A 15,997-nucleotide genomic window follows, 5' to 3' on the forward strand; every position below is an offset into this window, starting at 1 on the left:
CCCTAAGCCTAATGTCGAGGAATCTGTATCATGCCTTTAGTCTCTTGCCCCGTGTGTGAGAAACAAATCTCAAAACGCGCTCATGCATGTCCAGGATGCGGAGAGCCCGATCCGCTGCACCATCTAGCCAAATCAAAATTTATGTCGATGGTGTTTTGGATACTGGTGTTGGTTGGAACAGCGTATGCAGCATGGTTCTATGTTTTGCCTATGGTCATTGAATCATTGCGCTATCAGTAGTATTCAAACCGTCGTAGGTTGAGCTGCTAAAAAAATGCCGTAGAATGACCTCATACTTTTTGAGGAGACGATGTCGTGAAACTATTTTTTGCCTCAGACCTGCATGGCTCTTTGCCAGCAACTAAAGAAACCATTGATCTATTTTTGGCCTCTGGTGCGCACCACCTGATTTTGCTAGGAGATACGCTAAACCATGGGCCGCGAAACCCTATTCCAGAAGGCTACAACCCTCCACAGGTAGCAGACTTATTGAACCAATACAGTGATCAAATTATTTCTGTACGTGGCAACTGTGATAGTGAAGTGGACCAAATGCTATTAAAGTTTCCAATGATGATGGATTACTCATGGGTGCTACTTGAATCTGGCAAGAGAATCTTTTTGACTCATGGTCACTTGTACAACTCTGAAAAACGGCCGCCACTGCGTGAAGGTGATATTATCGCCCACGGTCATACACATGTTCCCGTCGCAGAGATGCAAGACGGAGCCATTATATTCAACCCAGGCTCGATGACATTCCCACGTAATGGCTTACCGAGAAGCTTTGGTACTCTAGAAGACAATAAGCTAACGGTAAAAACGCCAGAAGGCGAAGTATTAGCACAAACCATGATTTAACGGTTTTACTAAGTAAAAAAATAGGGAGCGAATTGCTCCCTATTTTGTGTCTGAATGTCCTAAATCGCGTTCTGGGTCGATAATGTCTCTAACGCGCTGTTTTAGCACCTTGGCTTCAGGAAAGCCGCTGTCTTTTTTCCGTTCCCAAATTTGTTGGCCATTACAGAAAATTTCGAAGCGACCACCTGTGTCTGGGTGTAAGCTGATTGTTTCTATTTCTTCGCTAAAAGTATGCAGTAATTCTTGCGATAGCCAAGTTGAACGCAACATCCAGTTGCACTGGCGGCAGTAATAAATATCAATGATTGCTTTATCCATGAAACTTTCCTTTTAATCTTTTTAAACCAGCAACTTGATGCCCACGGCAAACGTGAGAATTTCGAATGCAACTTTAATCACTCTGTTACTGTATCGAGTCGCGGCCCATGCGCCTAAACTGCCGCCTAGAAATGAGCTTAACAATAAAACAGGCAGCCAAGCCCAGTGAATAGGGGCCCCTGCCTGTACGACGGCAATGCCTCCAATGCCATTCCAAAACAGGCCGACACAAATCATGGTGTAAGCAACGGCTTGTTTGTAGTCGTAACCAAACCAGCGCACCAAAAATAGTGTCACGAGCAAACCAGAACCTGCGGTAAGAGATCCGTTGATGATGCCGATAAACAGTAAGCCAATTCCACCAATAACCCAACCAATAGGATGACGGTTGCGTATTACTTCAGCTTGGCCTAGCGATGTCTTAAATCGCGAGTAGATACCTAGCGCTAGGATCATCGTACCGAGCATCTTTTCCGCGATACCATCAGGGATCTGTACAATTAAGTTAGCCCCTAAAATCACGCCAATACTACCGGACAAGATAAGGTAGAGCGCGATTTTCCATTTAATAGTGCCTGATCTTAAATGCGTGCTTGCTGCGCCTAAGCCTAAAGCGACCGAAGCCACTTTATGTGTGCCTAGCGCAACGGAGAACGGTAAGCCGAGAAAGATGAGTAAAGGGAATTGAAGCAAGCCTGCTCCGCCACCGGAAAGTGAAGCCAGCGTGTTGGCGATTAGTGAACCGAAAAAAAGGGTAAGGGTATCTAGCCAATCCATAAGCAAAACAAAGGGGGCGTCTTGCCCCCTTATCATCCAATCAAAATTAGTTTTTAAACAGTACCGAAGAACCGTGGTTCAAGCTAGTGAGCAATAGTGTTTTTTCGTTCACGACGTCAATACGACGACTTTGCTCCGCATCTAGCTTAAAAATTTGAGTAATTAAACGTAGCTGTGCTTCGGAAAAGTCTTTTGATTGAGAAGATGAAATATCTTTAAACTCCGAAGGCGAGACCAACAAATAGTTGTCACTTACTTCCCAGCGGCCTTTTTCCGAGATATTTATCGTTGATTCTGCGGTTGAACCTTGAGCGAATAGTTTTATATTTGCTACGCGAATATAGTCACCATTAGGGAGATATTTCACGTTTGATTCAACATTAACTCGGCGTAGTGGGCCGACAGTATCGTCAGGCAAGCTGTCTGTAATGACTGTCACCATGGTCGACTGCCATTCGTTTGCTGTGAGGAGCTGCTCCACTTTTAGGTCACTTCCCCAATACAACCAACTACTGAAAAGAACGGATACGGCCAAAACCGCAGATGCTAATTTAATCTTCATATTGGCCTCCTTTATTTGCAGATGTCTGTTGGATCGTTTTGACCTGCGAAAATACGCAGTGTTACGTTCTCGTAAGAGTGGTTACTGTCATGAATATAGTTCAGAATCAGCTGGTTATTTTGTCCACCAGTGGCAATCACTTCAACTGGCAACGAGTCTTCTGCATGGTGCTTCACGTAGCGCTCAATGCATTGCTCTATTGAGGGCAACCAGTTGTTGATTTGAGGGTGATTTACAGGTGTCATCACTGGTACATTTTGATACTCACCAATCTGACGGAATTGGGATTCCGCAGGGTTCGTGAATAACAATACGCAAACAGGAAGCAGCAGAGACAAAAAGATAATGACACGCGGTAGCCAGTTAATCGTGTTAGATGCTGGCTTCGGCTGAGTTTTAGTCGGCTCTACTAGAGGCTCAAGATCAGCAGTAGTATCGGTCACTACCTCTGTTGGTGGCATATCGCTCGCTTCTAACTCCACTGCTGGCGCTTCTTGTTCAGAAGCGGTTTCTTCAACGTCAGTGTTAGAGTCAGTAGAAAATGGGCTCAAGCGTTCCACTGAACAAATGAGTTGGTAGCCACGTTTAGGTACCGTTTTAACAAACTCTGGAGATTTTGTTGAATCCTTCAACATCTTACGCAGAGTAGAAATCGCTTGAGTCAGGCTTGAGTCATCCACCTCAAAACCTTGCTCACGCCAAACAAACTCGTGAAGCTCGTTACGGGTTAAAACTTCGTTTGGTCTCTCTGCCAACATCAGAAGTATACGGCTTTCGTTGCTTCCTAATCGTACAACGTCGTTGCCGTTTTGTTGGTCAGCGAGCGAATTACTATTTGGATCAAAGGTGAACCTTTGAGCAAGTAGAAATTTGGTGCCAATGTTAGTCATTTAGTTCTTCTTAGATGGATGATGTTGTAATTATGGTGATTTATGTCACAAAATTACCGGGGCGCTTGGAGTGCGCACGACATTTTAGATGCTTTTAGACGGGTAGGATAATTAAAATTTTCTAAAAAAACACCGTTTTTAGCAATATTGACCTTGAATTTACATTTGTCAGCCACATGTTAAATGACATCTCGGTAAGGTGATTTCAAGGGGAAAGTCACAAACTTGTCCCTATGAAAAAGCCAATTAGTTTAGATGTTATGGAGCACACATGAGCGAAACCGTATCTCAAAATAAAGAAACTCGTGGTTTTCAATCAGAAGTAAAACAACTACTGCATTTAATGATCCATTCTCTTTATTCAAATAAAGAGATCTTTTTGCGCGAGCTGATCTCTAACGCATCAGATGCATCAGACAAACTGCGCTTTCAGGCGTTATCTAACCCAGATCTATACGAAGGTAATGCAGACCTTTGCGTGAAACTGTCGTTTGATGAAAGCGCAAATACCTTAACCATTTCTGATAACGGTATCGGTATGAGCCGTGATGATGTGATTGAGCACTTAGGAACAATCGCAAAATCTGGTACAGCTGAGTTTTTCTCAAAGCTATCTGAAGAGCAGAGCAAAGACTCTCAGCTTATTGGTCAGTTTGGTGTTGGTTTCTACTCGGCATTTATCGTTGCTGACGCCGTTACCGTGCGCACTCGCGCTGCGGGTCTAGCCGCTGATGAAGCGGTACAATGGCACTCAGCGGGTGAAGGTGAGTACACCATCGAAAACATTACCAAAGAGTCACGTGGTACCGACATCATTCTTCATATGCGTGAAGAGGGTAAAGAGTTTTTGAATGAGTGGCGTCTACGTGACGTTATCAGTAAGTACTCTGATCACATCGGCATTCCTGTTTCAATCCAAACTGTCGTTCGTGATGACGAAGGCAAGGAAACAGATGAGAAGAAGTGGGAGCAAATCAACAAAGCCCAAGCACTGTGGACGCGTAACAAATCTGATATTTCAGAAGAAGAGTATCAAGAGTTCTACAAGCACGTATCACATGACTTTGCCGATCCCTTGGTCTGGAGTCATAACCGTGTAGAAGGTAAAAACGACTACACGAGCTTACTATACATCCCATCGAAAGCACCTTGGGATATGATGAACCGCGACCACAAATCAGGCTTGAAACTGTACGTACAGCGCGTATTCATTATGGACGATGCAGAGCAATTTATGCCGTCATACTTACGCTTCGTACGTGGTTTAATAGACTCAAACGATTTACCGCTAAACGTATCGCGTGAGATCTTACAAGACAATAAAGTGACTCAGTCTCTACGTAATGCTTGTACTAAGCGAGTGTTAACGATGCTCGAGCGTATGGCCAAGAATGACGAAGAGAAATACCAATCATTCTGGAAAGAGTTTGGTCTTGTGATGAAAGAGGGCCCTGCGGAGGACTTTGCAAACAAAGAGAAAGTTGCAGGTTTATTGCGCTTTGCCTCAACTGAAGTGGACTCTTCTGAGCAAACTGTGGGCTTGGCGTCTTACGTTGAGCGCATGAAAGAAGGTCAAGATAAGATCTACTACTTGACGGCAGACAGCTATGCAGCTGCGAAAAACAGCCCTCACTTAGAACAGTTCAAAGCGAAAGGCATTGAAGTTATCTTGATGTACGACCGCATTGATGAGTGGCTGATGAACTACTTAACTGAGTTTGATGGTAAACAGTTCCAGTCAATCACTAAGGCTGGGCTTGATCTAAGTCAGTTTGAAGATGAAGCAGAAAAAGAGAAGCAAAAAGAAACCGAAGAAGAGTTTAAGTCGGTTGTAGAGCGCACGAAGTCTTACCTAGGCGATCGTGTGAAAGAAGTTCGTACGACCTTCAAACTCGCATCTACGCCTGCTGTTGTGGTAACGGACGATTACGAAATGGGCACTCAAATGGCGAAGCTTCTTGCGGCAGCTGGTCAAGCTGTGCCGGAAGTGAAATACATCTTTGAGCTAAACCCTGAGCACGAATTGGTTAAGCGTATGGCTGACGAAGCCGATGAAGAAGCGTTTGGTCGCTGGGTTGAAGTTCTGCTTGGTCAGGCAATGCTAGCGGAGCGAGGCTCTATTGAGGATCCAACAGAGTTCTTAGGAGCCGTTAATCAACTTTTGACTAAGGTGTAATAACCTCTGCAAATCAAAAAGCTCGCATTTCGCGAGCTTTTTGTTTGTTGTCGCAAAATTTTGCATCTCAAGTGCTGAGTTAATAATCAATAGGGCGTGAAAGAGGGTACTGTTAACATTCTTTAGTCTTAATACACTCTTTGCTCAGAGAACCTGTGATAGAATCTGCGACTTGAATGTGAGTAATAAGGCGTGTATTTTTGCTCGCCTATATACGTTATACCGAAACTTATCGTTGCAGGTGCTTCTCAGGTTTGATGTCTAAGAGGTCAGCTATTGTGAGCTTCGGTATAAATCTTAAATATTAAAGAGGATAAATCATGCGCATCATTCTTCTAGGTGCTCCAGGTGCAGGTAAAGGCACACAAGCAAACTTCATCATGGAAAAATACGGTATTCCACAAATCTCTACTGGTGATATGCTTCGTGCTGCTATCAAAGCAGGTACAGAGCTTGGTAAACAAGCTAAAGCTGTTATTGACGCTGGTCAGCTAGTTTCTGATGAAATCATCCTTGGTCTTATCAAAGAGCGCATCGCTCAAGAAGACTGTGCAAACGGTTTCCTACTAGATGGTTTCCCACGTACTACCCCTCAAGCTGACGGCCTAAAAGAAATGGGCGTAGACGTAGACTACGTTATCGAATTTGACGTTGCAGACGATGTAATTGTTGAGCGTATGGCTGGTCGTCGTGCTCACCTTCCTTCTGGTCGTACTTACCACGTGGTTTACAACCCGCCTAAAGTGGAAGGTAAAGATGATGTAACTGGTGAAGATCTTGTTGTTCGTGATGACGACAAAGAAGAAACAGTACGTGCTCGTCTAGGTGTTTACCACGAGCAAACTGCGCCGCTAATCAACTACTACGGCAAAGAAGCTGAAGCAGGCAAGACTAAGTACCTTAAGTTTGATGGTACTAAGCAAGTAGCTGAAGTTAGTGCGGATATTGAGAAAGCACTATCTTAATTTGCTGAAGTCAAAAATTTAATATTTTGATATATTGAAAGCGGCCCAAGTGGTCGCTTTTTTTAGTTTACTCGTAAACGTATATCTAATTAACTTCAGCTCGGCTATTCGTTACTTCGAGGTTACTTAAATATATGAACCAAGCCGTTTACCATGAATAGGATGTTATGAAAGAGAATAATAAACAGGGTGTACTCCTAGTTAACCTGGGAACTCCTGACGCACCAACCGCTCCTGCCGTAAAGCGCTTTTTAAGTCAGTTTCTTCATGATCACCGAGTGGTAGACATGACTCGATGGCTTTGGTGTCCACTATTGCACGGCGTTATCCTTCCTATCCGAGCTCCTAAAGTTGCCAAACTCTATCAATCAGTATGGATGGAAGAGGGCTCGCCGTTGATGGTGTACTCTAAACGCCAAACGGAAAAGTTAGCACAAAAGCTTGATATACCTGTAGAGCTTGGTATGACGTATGGTAACCCAAGTTTGCAATCAGGCTTTGAAGCTCTATTGGCGCAAGGCGTTGATGAAGTCATTGTTTTACCTTTGTATCCGCAATACTCGGGCACAACAACGGCAGCGGTTTCTGACGGAATCACTAAAGCATTTAAAAACCTGCCGGTGATGCCAGGCTTTAGCTTTATTCGTGATTATTACAATCACCCGAAATATATTGAAGCGTTAGCGCATTCAGTTCGTGAACATTGGCAAAAGAATGGTCAGGGAGATTACCTGCTGTGTTCTTATCATGGTATTCCAAAACGCTATGCTGACAATGGTGATGTTTACCCACAGCATTGTGAAGAGACGACTCGCTTGCTTGGGGAAGCGTTAGGTTTAAGCGAACAACAAATTGGCATGACGTATCAGTCCCGATTTGGGAGAGAAGAGTGGCTTCAACCTTATACCGATAAGACCCTAGAGGCACTTCCTGCAAAGGGTGTGAAAAATATTAATGTTGTGGCCCCTGCATTTTCGTCAGATTGTTTAGAGACGTTGGAAGAGATCTCGGAAGAGTGTAAAGAGATTTTCCTTGAAGCAGGTGGTGAAAACTTTACCTACATCCCTTGTTTGAACGATAGTGAACTTCATATCGAGATGATGGTTGAGTTAGTTCAATCTAAACTTTAGATACAAAAAAGGGTCGCAATAGCGACCCTTTCTACGTTTAGTTGAGCGATCAAGCGACTTGTACTTGCTGCTCTTCTACTTGCTCTGCCGTGCTGTGCGTATTTTCAGCGCCATGCATCCAGCGAACGAGTGTATTAGAGAATAGGAGCAAAATTACGCCACTTACGGTTGCGCTGACCGCAATACCACTAAAGATAGCCATAGCGCCTAACTCGCCTACGTGAGAACCCACATAGCCCGCAACATAGTTAGCAATCGCATTACAGCCAAACCATGCACCCATCATAAGTGAAGCTAAGCGAAGCGGTGCTAATTTAGTCACCAATGAAAGACCAATTGGTGATAAACACAGCTCGCCTAATGTGTGGAAGAAGAAAGCGCCGACCAACCATAACATCGATGTTTTTACTGTTGTATCTCCACCTTGTTCTAGCACTGCGCCAACCATACAAAGGAAACCAATCGCCAAGAAAAATAGTGCCATCGCAAATTTCACTGGCGAAGTAGGTTCACGTTTACCCAATTTTACCCAAAGGACAGCCAGAACTGGCGCTAGAGTAATAATGAAAAATGGGTTTAGTGATTGGAACCACGCAGCAGGAACTTCGAAACCACCAATCATGCGATCAGTATATTGTTGAGTGTAGATGTTCATCAGACCACCAGCTTGTTCAAAGCCTGCCCAGAAGACAATAGTGAATAAGCTCATGACCAGAATTACTTTTAGTCGATTCACTTCTTCTTTGGTGAGTGGCTGCTTCGTGGTGGCGTTTTTGTTGTTTAGATCTCGTTTCGCCGCTGGTTCGCGACCAATATCACCAAGCCATGATTGAGCCAGTACCATTTGCATCACTAGGCTAACCAGCATACCCACACCAGCGGCAACAAAGCCAGCTTTCCAACCGTAAGAGGTTGTCACAGAGCCAGAAACGACGCCGGCAAGTAATGCACCTAAGTTGATACCCATATAAAAGATAGTGAATGCGCCGTCACGACGGTTGTCACCTTCTTGATAAAGGTCGCCAACCATGGTTGAGATATTTGGCTTAAAGAGACCGTTACCAGTGATAAGTAGGCCAAGACCTAAATAGAAACTGTGTAGCGAACCAATACCTAAAGCATCAGCAGGAAGTGCAAGAGTAAACTGGCCGATGGCCATTAACGCGCCACCAAGCAAAATTGAGCGACGTTGACCTAAATAGTTATCTGCTAGGTAACCACCGATAAGAGGCGTGATATACACAAGCCCTGTGTATATGCCGTATAGGTCTAATGCGTCTTTGGTTGACCAGCCAAGGCCGCCATTCATTGTTGTATCAGTAAGGTAAAGCACGAGAATGGCACGCATTGCGTAGTAAGAAAAGCGTTCCCACAGTTCTGTACCGAACAATAAGAACAGGCCACGTGGATGACCAAAATATTGATGTTGGTTTGACATAAGCTCTTCTAATAATAGTTATTACATTTTTTAACGACTTCTACGTATACAATGCAATTCAACGAGTGACAAATAATAAAATTTTGCCATTCAACTATTTTTGTTTGTTAAGTGGCTGTTTTTGATTGGATTTGCAGATTATATGATGGTGTATTGGTTGTGTTACAAACTTAATTTCCATTTTTGCCTATGGACTTCTTTATCGTAAGTTGCTGAAAAATGTCGTTAATGCGAGCGATGTATAATCATACTTTTATAGATAAACTGAATATCAATGACTCAACTTTGGCTTAATGCTAGGATAAAAACAAAATAGAATTGGCTAGTAAAAAGATGAAACGTTGGTATCTACTTTATTGTAAACGTGGGGAGCAGGTTAGGGCGAAACAACACCTTGAAAATCAAGGTGTAGAGTGCTTTTATCCAACTGTAGAAGTTGAGAAGATTTTGCGCGGTAAAAGACAAAAAGTCGAGGAACCGCTGTTTCCTTGTTACGTATTCGCTTACTTTGATTATGAGCAAGGGCCAAACTTCACCTCAGTCCGCTCTACTCGAGGTGTTGTTGACTTTGTGCGTTTTGGTGCTCAACCGAAAGAAGTTCAAGGTGACTTGGTCTTCGAATTGATGCAGCTAGAAAAGTGTTGTAATGACAATACCGTTTCTGAATGTATGCCAAAACCAGGCGATCAAATTAGAGTTAAAAGCGGTCAATTTGCGGGCATAGATGCCATCTTCCAAGAACAAGATGGTGAGAAACGCTCAATTATGCTAGTTCAGATGATCACCAAGCGTGTGCCTGTCAGCATAGACAATAGTGATTTAGATTTAAAATAGCCTAATTCCATCAAACATAAAAAGAGGTGCAAAAGCACCTCTTTTTGATCGTATCTAATTTTTTGTCTGTTTTAAAAGGGTTGGACGAACCAACCCTTATCTTTATCGTAGAGAATTAGTATGAGTCGTTGTGAACGGTCTGTACTGCACGACCTGATGGGTCAACACAGTTTTGGAACGATTCATCCCATTCAATCGCCTTCGCTGAAGAACACGCTACTGAAGGGCCTCCTGGTACACACTCTGCTGCTGATGGAAGTGGGAATAACTCTTCAAAGATTTCACGGTACACGTAGCCTTCTTTTGTCGTTGGCGTGTTGTATGGGAATCGATATTGAGCTGTTTCCATCTGCTGGTCTGTCACTTTCTGTTCTGCTACTTCTTTCAGCGTATCGATCCAGCTGTAGCCAACGCCATCAGAGAACTGCTCTTTTTGACGCCATGCGATCGATTCTGGCAGGTAGTGCTCGAAGCACTCACGAAGGATGTGTTTCTCCATTTTACCGTTGCCACACATCTTGTCTGCTGGGTTCAAGCGCATTGCTACATCAATGAACTCTTTATCTAGGAAAGGTACGCGTCCTTCAACTCCCCATGCTGCCAGCGACTTGTTAGCACGAGCACAGTCGAACATGTTCAGAGCAAGCAGTTTACGCACAGTCTCCTCGTGGAACTCTTTCGCGTTTGGCGCTTTGTGGAAGTAAAGGTAGCCACCAAAGATTTCGTCAGCGCCCTCACCAGACAATACCATCTTGATACCCATCGCTTTGATCTTACGACCCATTAAGAACATAGGTGTTGATGCGCGGATAGTCGTCACGTCATACGTTTCAATGTGGTAAATCACGTCACGAATTGCGTCCAAACCTTCTTGAATCGTGTACGTCATTTCGTGGTGAACGGTACCAATTTGGTCGGCAACTTCGCGAGCGGCTTTCAGGTCAGGCGCGCCTTCTAGGCCAACAGCAAAAGAGTGCAGTTGAGGCCACCAAGCTTCAGACTTTTCATCATCTTCAATACGCATCGCTGCAAAGCGTTTTGCTACCGCAGATGTAATAGAAGAATCTAGACCGCCCGAAAGAAGTACACCGTAAGGCACGTCAGTCATTAGTTGGCGTTTAACAGCCGCTTCTAGCGCTTCAGTCAATTCTTCTTTGCTAGTGCTGTTACCTTGTACTGCTGCGTACTCGTTCCAGTCACGAACATAGTAACGTGTTGGCTCAGTATCTTTAGAGCTGTAATAGCTACCAGGAGGGAATTCACTTACTGTTTTACATACTGGAACAAGAGCCTTCATCTCTGATGCCACATAGTAGTTACCATGCTCATCGTGACCTTGATAAAGAGGGATAATACCAATATGGTCACGTCCGACTAAATACTCATCTTTTTCTTCGTCGTAGAGCACAAAAGCGAAAATACCGTTTAGTTCTTCAAGGAGATCTGCACCCATATCTTGGTAAAGTGCAAGAATGACTTCACAGTCTGAATCGGTTTGAAATTCGTACTTTCCTTCGTAACGAGCACGAATTTCTTTATGGTTGTAGATTTCACCATTGACGGCAAGGATGAGCTTCTTATCAGGGCTGTATAGCGGCTGTGCACCACTATTTAGACCAACAATCGCCAAGCGCTCGTGCGCTAAAATAGCACGCTCTGAAGAGTAAATCCCAGACCAGTCTGGGCCACGGTGACGAAGTTTTTTCGACATCTCTAATGCGATAGGGCGCAATGCGGCTGCATCGCTTTTAATGTCTAAAATGCCAAATACTGAACACATACTACATCCTTACTAAACTAAACAATTTCTAATCGGTATGGTTTAAATTTGCCATTACTAATAAAAAAAGCAACGTTTTGTGATTAAAAAAATGATAAAAGGCCTTGTTGCATGGAAAATATTTAACTCAACCGTTGTTTTGGTGAATGAGATCAAGGTTTGGTACAAAAACTATACAAAAAAGGCTTTCTATCAATAGAAAGCCTTCCGAAAAATATCAGTGCTGTTGCTTATTTAATTGGTGTGAATTTAGGTTGAAGTTGTTTACAGACGTGTCGAGCAAAACCGCTACCAGCTTCACTATAAATATTGAATGCTGCGTCAACGCCATTTTCAAGTAAGCCTTCCAATTGATCTGGGTATTCGGCGATAGCGGCAATTTGCCCCTTATATTTTCTGCGTTTAAGCTGCTCAAGTGCTGTTTGGTTACCTTGATGATGTGGCATTGCAAGCAGAACCAGTTTTACATGACCTGTATCTAAAATTCGCTCCCAGAAATCCGGGTCGGTGGCATCACCAGAAATCACATTTCTTCCTTCTGAACGATGATGATGTGCAGCGTCTTCACGAATTTCTATACCCAATGAAATTTTGCCATAGCGTGAACGTAGCTCATCATAAGCGCCCGTTCCAATACGCCCCATACCTAAGATCAATACTTGGGCATGACCTGGGTTGATGAGTTGGTCGCGTTGATTGAGCTTTTCTACCGCTGTCTCTTGCAGCCACTTACCTGAATGTTGATAAATTTTATGGCTAAGGCGGTTAAGTGGCGCGGAAATTACAAAGGATACCGACACCGCAACCGCAATCGCAGCAAGCATATCACTTGGCATCCAGCCCATTTTATAGGCCAACCCAGCAACAATAAGACCAAACTCACTGTAGTTAAATAGTGATAAAGAGGCGAGCAAAGAGGTACGTACTCGAAACTTAAAATGATTAATAGTGACGAAGTACAAGAGTCCTTTGATTGGTAGCAGTAAGATAAATAGCAGGGCGAGAACGACGCCATTCACGCTCAATGAGGCGGATAAACCAATGTTCAAAAAGAAGCAGACTAAAAAGAGCTCCTTCATATTGAATAATGACTTGGATAGTTCTGAGGCTTTTGGGTGACCTGCGAGTAGCATGCCTAAAATTAGCGCGCCCAAGTCTGGTTTCATCCCGACCAACTCGAATAGCCCAGCACCGACAACAAGCGCGAAGAAAATACCGAATAGCACCAGCATTTCGCCGTGGCCAACTTTATCGAGCAGCTTATAGAATAGGGGACGAAGGAAAGGCAGTGCGAACAAACCGATGGCATACCATTCTGGGACTTTTCCGGTTGAAGCAGTCAGGAATACTACGGCAAAAATATCTTGCATAACCAAGATACCGATCGCGAGTGTGCCGTAGGTCGCGTTCATTTCGCCTTTTTCTTGCAATGCTTTTACGGCAAAAACGGTACTAGAGAACGATAGTGCAAAAGCTAAAAGCAGGATTTGGCTGCCGTCCATACTGGCTAGCGAAGTCAAGCCCAGTAGTTTTAAGCCGGATAACGCTAGGGCAAAAAAAGCGGTAGAGAGTATGTTGTGGGCGGTTGCCCCTCCCCATATTTCTTTGGACAGCAGGGTTTTTACATCGAGTTTGAGTCCAATAGTAAACAGAAGAAGAGTAACACCAAGATCTGCGAGAGTGACAATAACGTCATTGCTTTGGTAACCAAATGCATGCAAGCCAAATCCAGCTAGTAGAAAACCAACGAGGGGAGGGAGGCTGCATTTAAGCGCAATAAAACCAGCTAAAAAAGCGGCTGTAATTAGAATAATTTCCATACTGTTGAGCTGTATTCCTGATATACAAAAACGGGCTGTGAAAACACAGCCCGAGATTGTAACTCAATTGGTTGTATAAACTTAGTCTTCCAGTAACTTTTGTAACAAAACTCCGTTTAGCATAGCGCGTTTAATCATCGCAAATGCGCCCATCGTTGGCTGCTTATCAATGTGAGAAGCCACGATAGGGAGGTCGTTATGGAAAGTTTTAAGAGATTGATTCTCTACGTTGCGTTGAATTGCAGGGAAAACAATATCTTGTGCTGCAGTAATATCGCCAGCAATTACAATTTTCTGTGGATTAAATAAGTTAACCGTAATCGCAATCGCTTTACCTAGCTGGTTGCCCACTCGCACTAAACTCTGTTTCGCAAGTTCATCACCATTCATTGCGTGCTGACATACCGCTTCAATTGTGATGTTTTCAAGGTCGGTTAAGCTTGATTCGTATCCTTGAGTAATCAGTTGCTTCACTCGTTGAATAATCGCTGGGTTTGCAGCTACGGTTTCTAAACAGCCAAAGTTTCCACATTGGCATTGCTCACCAAGCGGGTCAATTTGGATATGACCAATTTCACCGACGTTGCGGTTAAAACCAAGAAAAACCTGGCCGTTAACGATAATACCTGCGCCAGTACCGCGGTGGACGCTAACCAAAATAGAATCCTGGCAGTCTTGGCTTGCTCCAAAGTAGTGCTCAGCCAACGCCATGCCACGTACGTCGTTGCCAACAAAGCATGCTGTATTAAACTTCTCTCCAACAATTTCACCGAGAGCAAGATTATCGATATCGGTATTAGGCATGTATTCGACCACGCCAGTTGTTGGGTTAACAAGGCCCGGTAAAGTGATGCCGATAGCGATGAGTTGATCAATTTTGTCTTCGCAACGGCTTACGAAATCTTTTAATAAATCGATAAGCCCTGCGATTAAGTCTGCTTGGTTAGTGTAGTGCAATTCATGCTGATCTTCTGCCAGCGCGGTACCACCTAAATCGTATAAACTGAACTGTACGTAATCTCGACCTAAGCGAACGGCAATCGAATGAAAAGGTTTGACTTCAGTAGTCAAAGAGATCGCACGACGACCACCAGTTGAAGCTTGTTGGGCGACCTCCTTAATAAGGCCGCGCTCTAAAAGTTGGCGGGTTATTTTGGTAACACTAGCAGGCGCGAGCTGACTCACGTCCGCGACTTGAATACGGGAGATAGGACCTTGCTGATCAATCAGCCTATATACCGCAGCGCTGTTAAGCTGTTTTACTAAATCTACATTACCAATCTGTCCGCCATTCATGCTTAATTTTGCTCGTATTGTCCGTTAACAACCGTCGCTTTTACTTTAAAGTCACGATCGAAAATAGTCAGGTTTGCAACCATCCCTTTTCGAACTCGGCCAAGGCGATCCTCAACACCAATTGCTGTTGCTGGGTATAACGTGGCCATTCGTAGAGCTTCGTCTAAAGCGATCCCCGCGTGCTCAACTGAATTCTGAACTGCTTCAATCATTGTCAAAGCTGAGCCGCCTAGCGTGCCATTTTCATCAACACACTTACCATCTCGGTAATATACTTTCTTACCGACAAAAATAAAGTGATCAATGTTAGCACCTGCTGGAGCTGTGGCATCCGTCACCAAAACAAGCTTTTCACCTTTGATTTTATGAGCAATTCGGATGTTTGCGTAGTCGACGTGAAAACCATCAGCAATAATGCCAGCGTATACGTCAGGAGTATCGTAAATTGCACCAACAACTCCTGGTTCACGACCAACCATTGGTGTCATTGCATTAAAGAGGTGTGTGGCAAAAGTAATGCCTGCTTCAAAGCTTTTACGTGCTTCGGCGTAGGTTGCATTTGTGTGGCCAATTGAAACCACGATGCCAGCAGCCTTTAATCGCGCAATATGCTCTGGGTCGTTATGCTCAGGTGCTAGCGTTACTTTCGCTACGATATCGGCGTTTGCGCAGATAAGGTCGATCATGCTTTCGTCTGATGGGCGAATAAAATCGACGTTATGGATGCCTTTTTTCGCGACGTTAAGGTAAGGACCTTCGAGGTGTAAACCAAGCGATTGATTTTGATACTTGTTGTGGTACTCACGAGCTGCGGCAATTGCAGTTCGCATATCTTCATCAGATGACGTAATGAGTGTTGGCAGGAAGCTAGTACAGCCAGATTTGAGGTTTGCCTGGTGCATGATTTGCATGGTTTCAGGGGTAATTGCATCGTTTAGCATTACACCGCCACAACCGTTCAACTGCAGATCGATAAAGCCTGGACTTAGATTAGCGCCTGCAAGGTCTTTTACTTCGATGCTTTGAGGTAGCTCAGAAACCGGCACAATAGATTGAATAAGATCGTTTTCGATGATGACCGCATGATCGGTAAGAACATCACTACCGGTATAAATTTTACAGTTACTTAGCGCGTACATAGTCAGCTAGT

General features: G+C 43.9%; 15 protein-coding genes. 6 read left to right on the plus strand and 9 right to left on the minus strand.

Annotated features, from left to right (window positions below; translation table 11 throughout):
- Positions 1-30: 30 nt before the first annotated feature.
- Entirely contained in the window at positions 31-240 is a 210-nt protein-coding gene (locus R7P36_RS23765) for a hypothetical protein (RefSeq protein WP_005382086.1), read from the plus strand.
- Between the two features lie 75 nt (positions 241-315).
- Positions 316-861: a phosphodiesterase gene (yfcE, locus tag R7P36_RS23770; RefSeq protein ID WP_005389637.1), complete on the plus strand. Its 546-nt coding sequence runs from the start codon at positions 316-318 to the stop codon at positions 859-861.
- A gap of 39 nt (positions 862-900) precedes the next feature.
- Here yfcE and R7P36_RS23775 read toward each other — a convergent pair whose 3' ends face one another.
- The 4 genes from R7P36_RS23775 to R7P36_RS23790 are packed head-to-tail and all read right to left on the minus strand — an operon-like array spanning position 901 to position 3,408.
- Positions 901-1,179 carry a SelT/SelW/SelH family protein gene (locus tag R7P36_RS23775; RefSeq protein ID WP_005382088.1) on the minus strand — a complete coding sequence of 93 codons (279 nt, stop codon included), beginning with the start codon at positions 1,177-1,179 and terminating at the stop codon, positions 901-903.
- Positions 1,180-1,200: 21 nt separating this feature from the next.
- Complete coding sequence (locus R7P36_RS23780) at positions 1,201-1,956, minus strand: sulfite exporter TauE/SafE family protein (RefSeq protein ID WP_025766993.1); 756 nt, start codon at positions 1,954-1,956, stop codon at positions 1,201-1,203.
- Between the two features lie 46 nt (positions 1,957-2,002).
- Positions 2,003-2,518, minus strand: coding sequence for a transmembrane regulator ToxS (gene toxS / locus R7P36_RS23785; RefSeq protein ID WP_005382091.1), 516 nt, complete (start codon positions 2,516-2,518; stop codon positions 2,003-2,005).
- A gap of 11 nt (positions 2,519-2,529) precedes the next feature.
- Positions 2,530-3,408 carry a transcriptional regulator gene (locus R7P36_RS23790; protein ID WP_213899493.1) on the minus strand — a complete coding sequence of 293 codons (879 nt, stop codon included), beginning with the start codon at positions 3,406-3,408 and terminating at the stop codon, positions 2,530-2,532.
- A 271-nt stretch (positions 3,409-3,679) separates the two neighbouring features.
- Here R7P36_RS23790 and htpG point away from each other — a divergent pair, with 271 nt between their 5' ends.
- The 3 genes from htpG (at position 3,680) to hemH (ending at position 7,679) form a co-directional block, all read left to right on the plus strand.
- Positions 3,680-5,584: a molecular chaperone HtpG gene (gene htpG / locus R7P36_RS23795; RefSeq protein WP_017819957.1), complete on the plus strand. Its 1,905-nt coding sequence runs from the start codon at positions 3,680-3,682 to the stop codon at positions 5,582-5,584.
- 320 nt (positions 5,585-5,904) lie between these two features.
- Positions 5,905-6,549: an adenylate kinase gene (gene adk / locus R7P36_RS23800; protein ID WP_318122317.1), complete on the plus strand. Its 645-nt coding sequence runs from the start codon at positions 5,905-5,907 to the stop codon at positions 6,547-6,549.
- 167 nt (positions 6,550-6,716) lie between these two features.
- Positions 6,717-7,679 carry a ferrochelatase gene (hemH, locus tag R7P36_RS23805; RefSeq protein WP_104975951.1) on the plus strand — a complete coding sequence of 321 codons (963 nt, stop codon included), beginning with the start codon at positions 6,717-6,719 and terminating at the stop codon, positions 7,677-7,679.
- A 49-nt stretch (positions 7,680-7,728) separates the two neighbouring features.
- On the opposite strand, the gene R7P36_RS23810 is transcribed toward hemH, so the two are convergent.
- Positions 7,729-9,117: a peptide MFS transporter gene (locus R7P36_RS23810; RefSeq protein WP_005382097.1), complete on the minus strand. Its 1,389-nt coding sequence runs from the start codon at positions 9,115-9,117 to the stop codon at positions 7,729-7,731.
- Between the two features lie 333 nt (positions 9,118-9,450).
- On the opposite strand from R7P36_RS23810, the gene rfaH reads away from it, so the two are divergent.
- Entirely contained in the window at positions 9,451-9,951 is a 501-nt protein-coding gene (gene rfaH / locus R7P36_RS23815; protein ID WP_005382098.1) for a transcription/translation regulatory transformer protein RfaH, read from the plus strand.
- A 115-nt stretch (positions 9,952-10,066) separates the two neighbouring features.
- Here the strand turns inward: rfaH and asnB are convergent, their stop codons facing one another.
- The 4 genes from asnB to nagA all read right to left on the minus strand — a co-directional run bounded on the left by asnB (position 10,067) and on the right by nagA (position 15,986).
- On the minus strand, positions 10,067-11,731 hold the full coding sequence (gene asnB, locus R7P36_RS23820) for an asparagine synthase B (RefSeq protein ID WP_005384979.1): 1,665 nt from the start codon (positions 11,729-11,731) through the stop codon (positions 10,067-10,069).
- Between the two features lie 230 nt (positions 11,732-11,961).
- Positions 11,962-13,551, minus strand: a complete 1,590-nt coding sequence (locus R7P36_RS23825) for a cation:proton antiporter family protein (protein WP_005384981.1) — start codon at positions 13,549-13,551, stop codon at positions 11,962-11,964.
- An 81-nt stretch (positions 13,552-13,632) separates the two neighbouring features.
- Positions 13,633-14,847 carry a DNA-binding transcriptional regulator NagC gene (gene nagC / locus R7P36_RS23830; RefSeq protein ID WP_005382105.1) on the minus strand — a complete coding sequence of 405 codons (1,215 nt, stop codon included), beginning with the start codon at positions 14,845-14,847 and terminating at the stop codon, positions 13,633-13,635.
- Between the two features lie 2 nt (positions 14,848-14,849).
- Entirely contained in the window at positions 14,850-15,986 is a 1,137-nt protein-coding gene (gene nagA / locus R7P36_RS23835; protein ID WP_005384983.1) for an N-acetylglucosamine-6-phosphate deacetylase, read from the minus strand.
- Positions 15,987-15,997: the final 11 nt, after the last annotated feature.

The organism is Vibrio sp. 397 (genome assembly GCF_033339395.1).
In the GTDB taxonomy this organism is placed as follows: domain Bacteria; phylum Pseudomonadota; class Gammaproteobacteria; order Enterobacterales; family Vibrionaceae; genus Vibrio; species Vibrio alginolyticus.

Excerpts from the sequence above, each read along its gene's own strand:
- R7P36_RS23825 (WP_005384981.1), bottom strand. The coding sequence starts at position 13,551 with ATGGAAATTATTCTAATTACAGCCGCTTTTTTAGCTGGTTTTATTGCG.
- adk (WP_318122317.1), top strand. The coding sequence starts at position 5,905 with ATGCGCATCATTCTTCTAGGTGCTCCAGGTGCAGGTAAAGGCACACAA.
- rfaH (WP_005382098.1), top strand. The coding sequence starts at position 9,451 with ATGAAACGTTGGTATCTACTTTATTGTAAACGTGGGGAGCAGGTTAGG.
- toxS (WP_005382091.1), bottom strand. The coding sequence starts at position 2,518 with ATGAAGATTAAATTAGCATCTGCGGTTTTGGCCGTATCCGTTCTTTTC.
- hemH (WP_104975951.1), top strand. The coding sequence starts at position 6,717 with ATGAAAGAGAATAATAAACAGGGTGTACTCCTAGTTAACCTGGGAACT.
- R7P36_RS23775 (WP_005382088.1), bottom strand. The coding sequence starts at position 1,179 with ATGGATAAAGCAATCATTGATATTTATTACTGCCGCCAGTGCAACTGG.
- nagA (WP_005384983.1), bottom strand. The coding sequence starts at position 15,986 with ATGTACGCGCTAAGTAACTGTAAAATTTATACCGGTAGTGATGTTCTT.
- nagC (WP_005382105.1), bottom strand. The coding sequence starts at position 14,847 with ATGAATGGCGGACAGATTGGTAATGTAGATTTAGTAAAACAGCTTAAC.
- asnB (WP_005384979.1), bottom strand. The coding sequence starts at position 11,731 with ATGTGTTCAGTATTTGGCATTTTAGACATTAAAAGCGATGCAGCCGCA.
- R7P36_RS23810 (WP_005382097.1), bottom strand. The coding sequence starts at position 9,117 with ATGTCAAACCAACATCAATATTTTGGTCATCCACGTGGCCTGTTCTTA.
- htpG (WP_017819957.1), top strand. The coding sequence starts at position 3,680 with ATGAGCGAAACCGTATCTCAAAATAAAGAAACTCGTGGTTTTCAATCA.
- R7P36_RS23765 (WP_005382086.1), top strand. The coding sequence starts at position 31 with ATGCCTTTAGTCTCTTGCCCCGTGTGTGAGAAACAAATCTCAAAACGC.
- R7P36_RS23790 (WP_213899493.1), bottom strand. The coding sequence starts at position 3,408 with ATGACTAACATTGGCACCAAATTTCTACTTGCTCAAAGGTTCACCTTT.
- R7P36_RS23780 (WP_025766993.1), bottom strand. The coding sequence starts at position 1,956 with ATGGATTGGCTAGATACCCTTACCCTTTTTTTCGGTTCACTAATCGCC.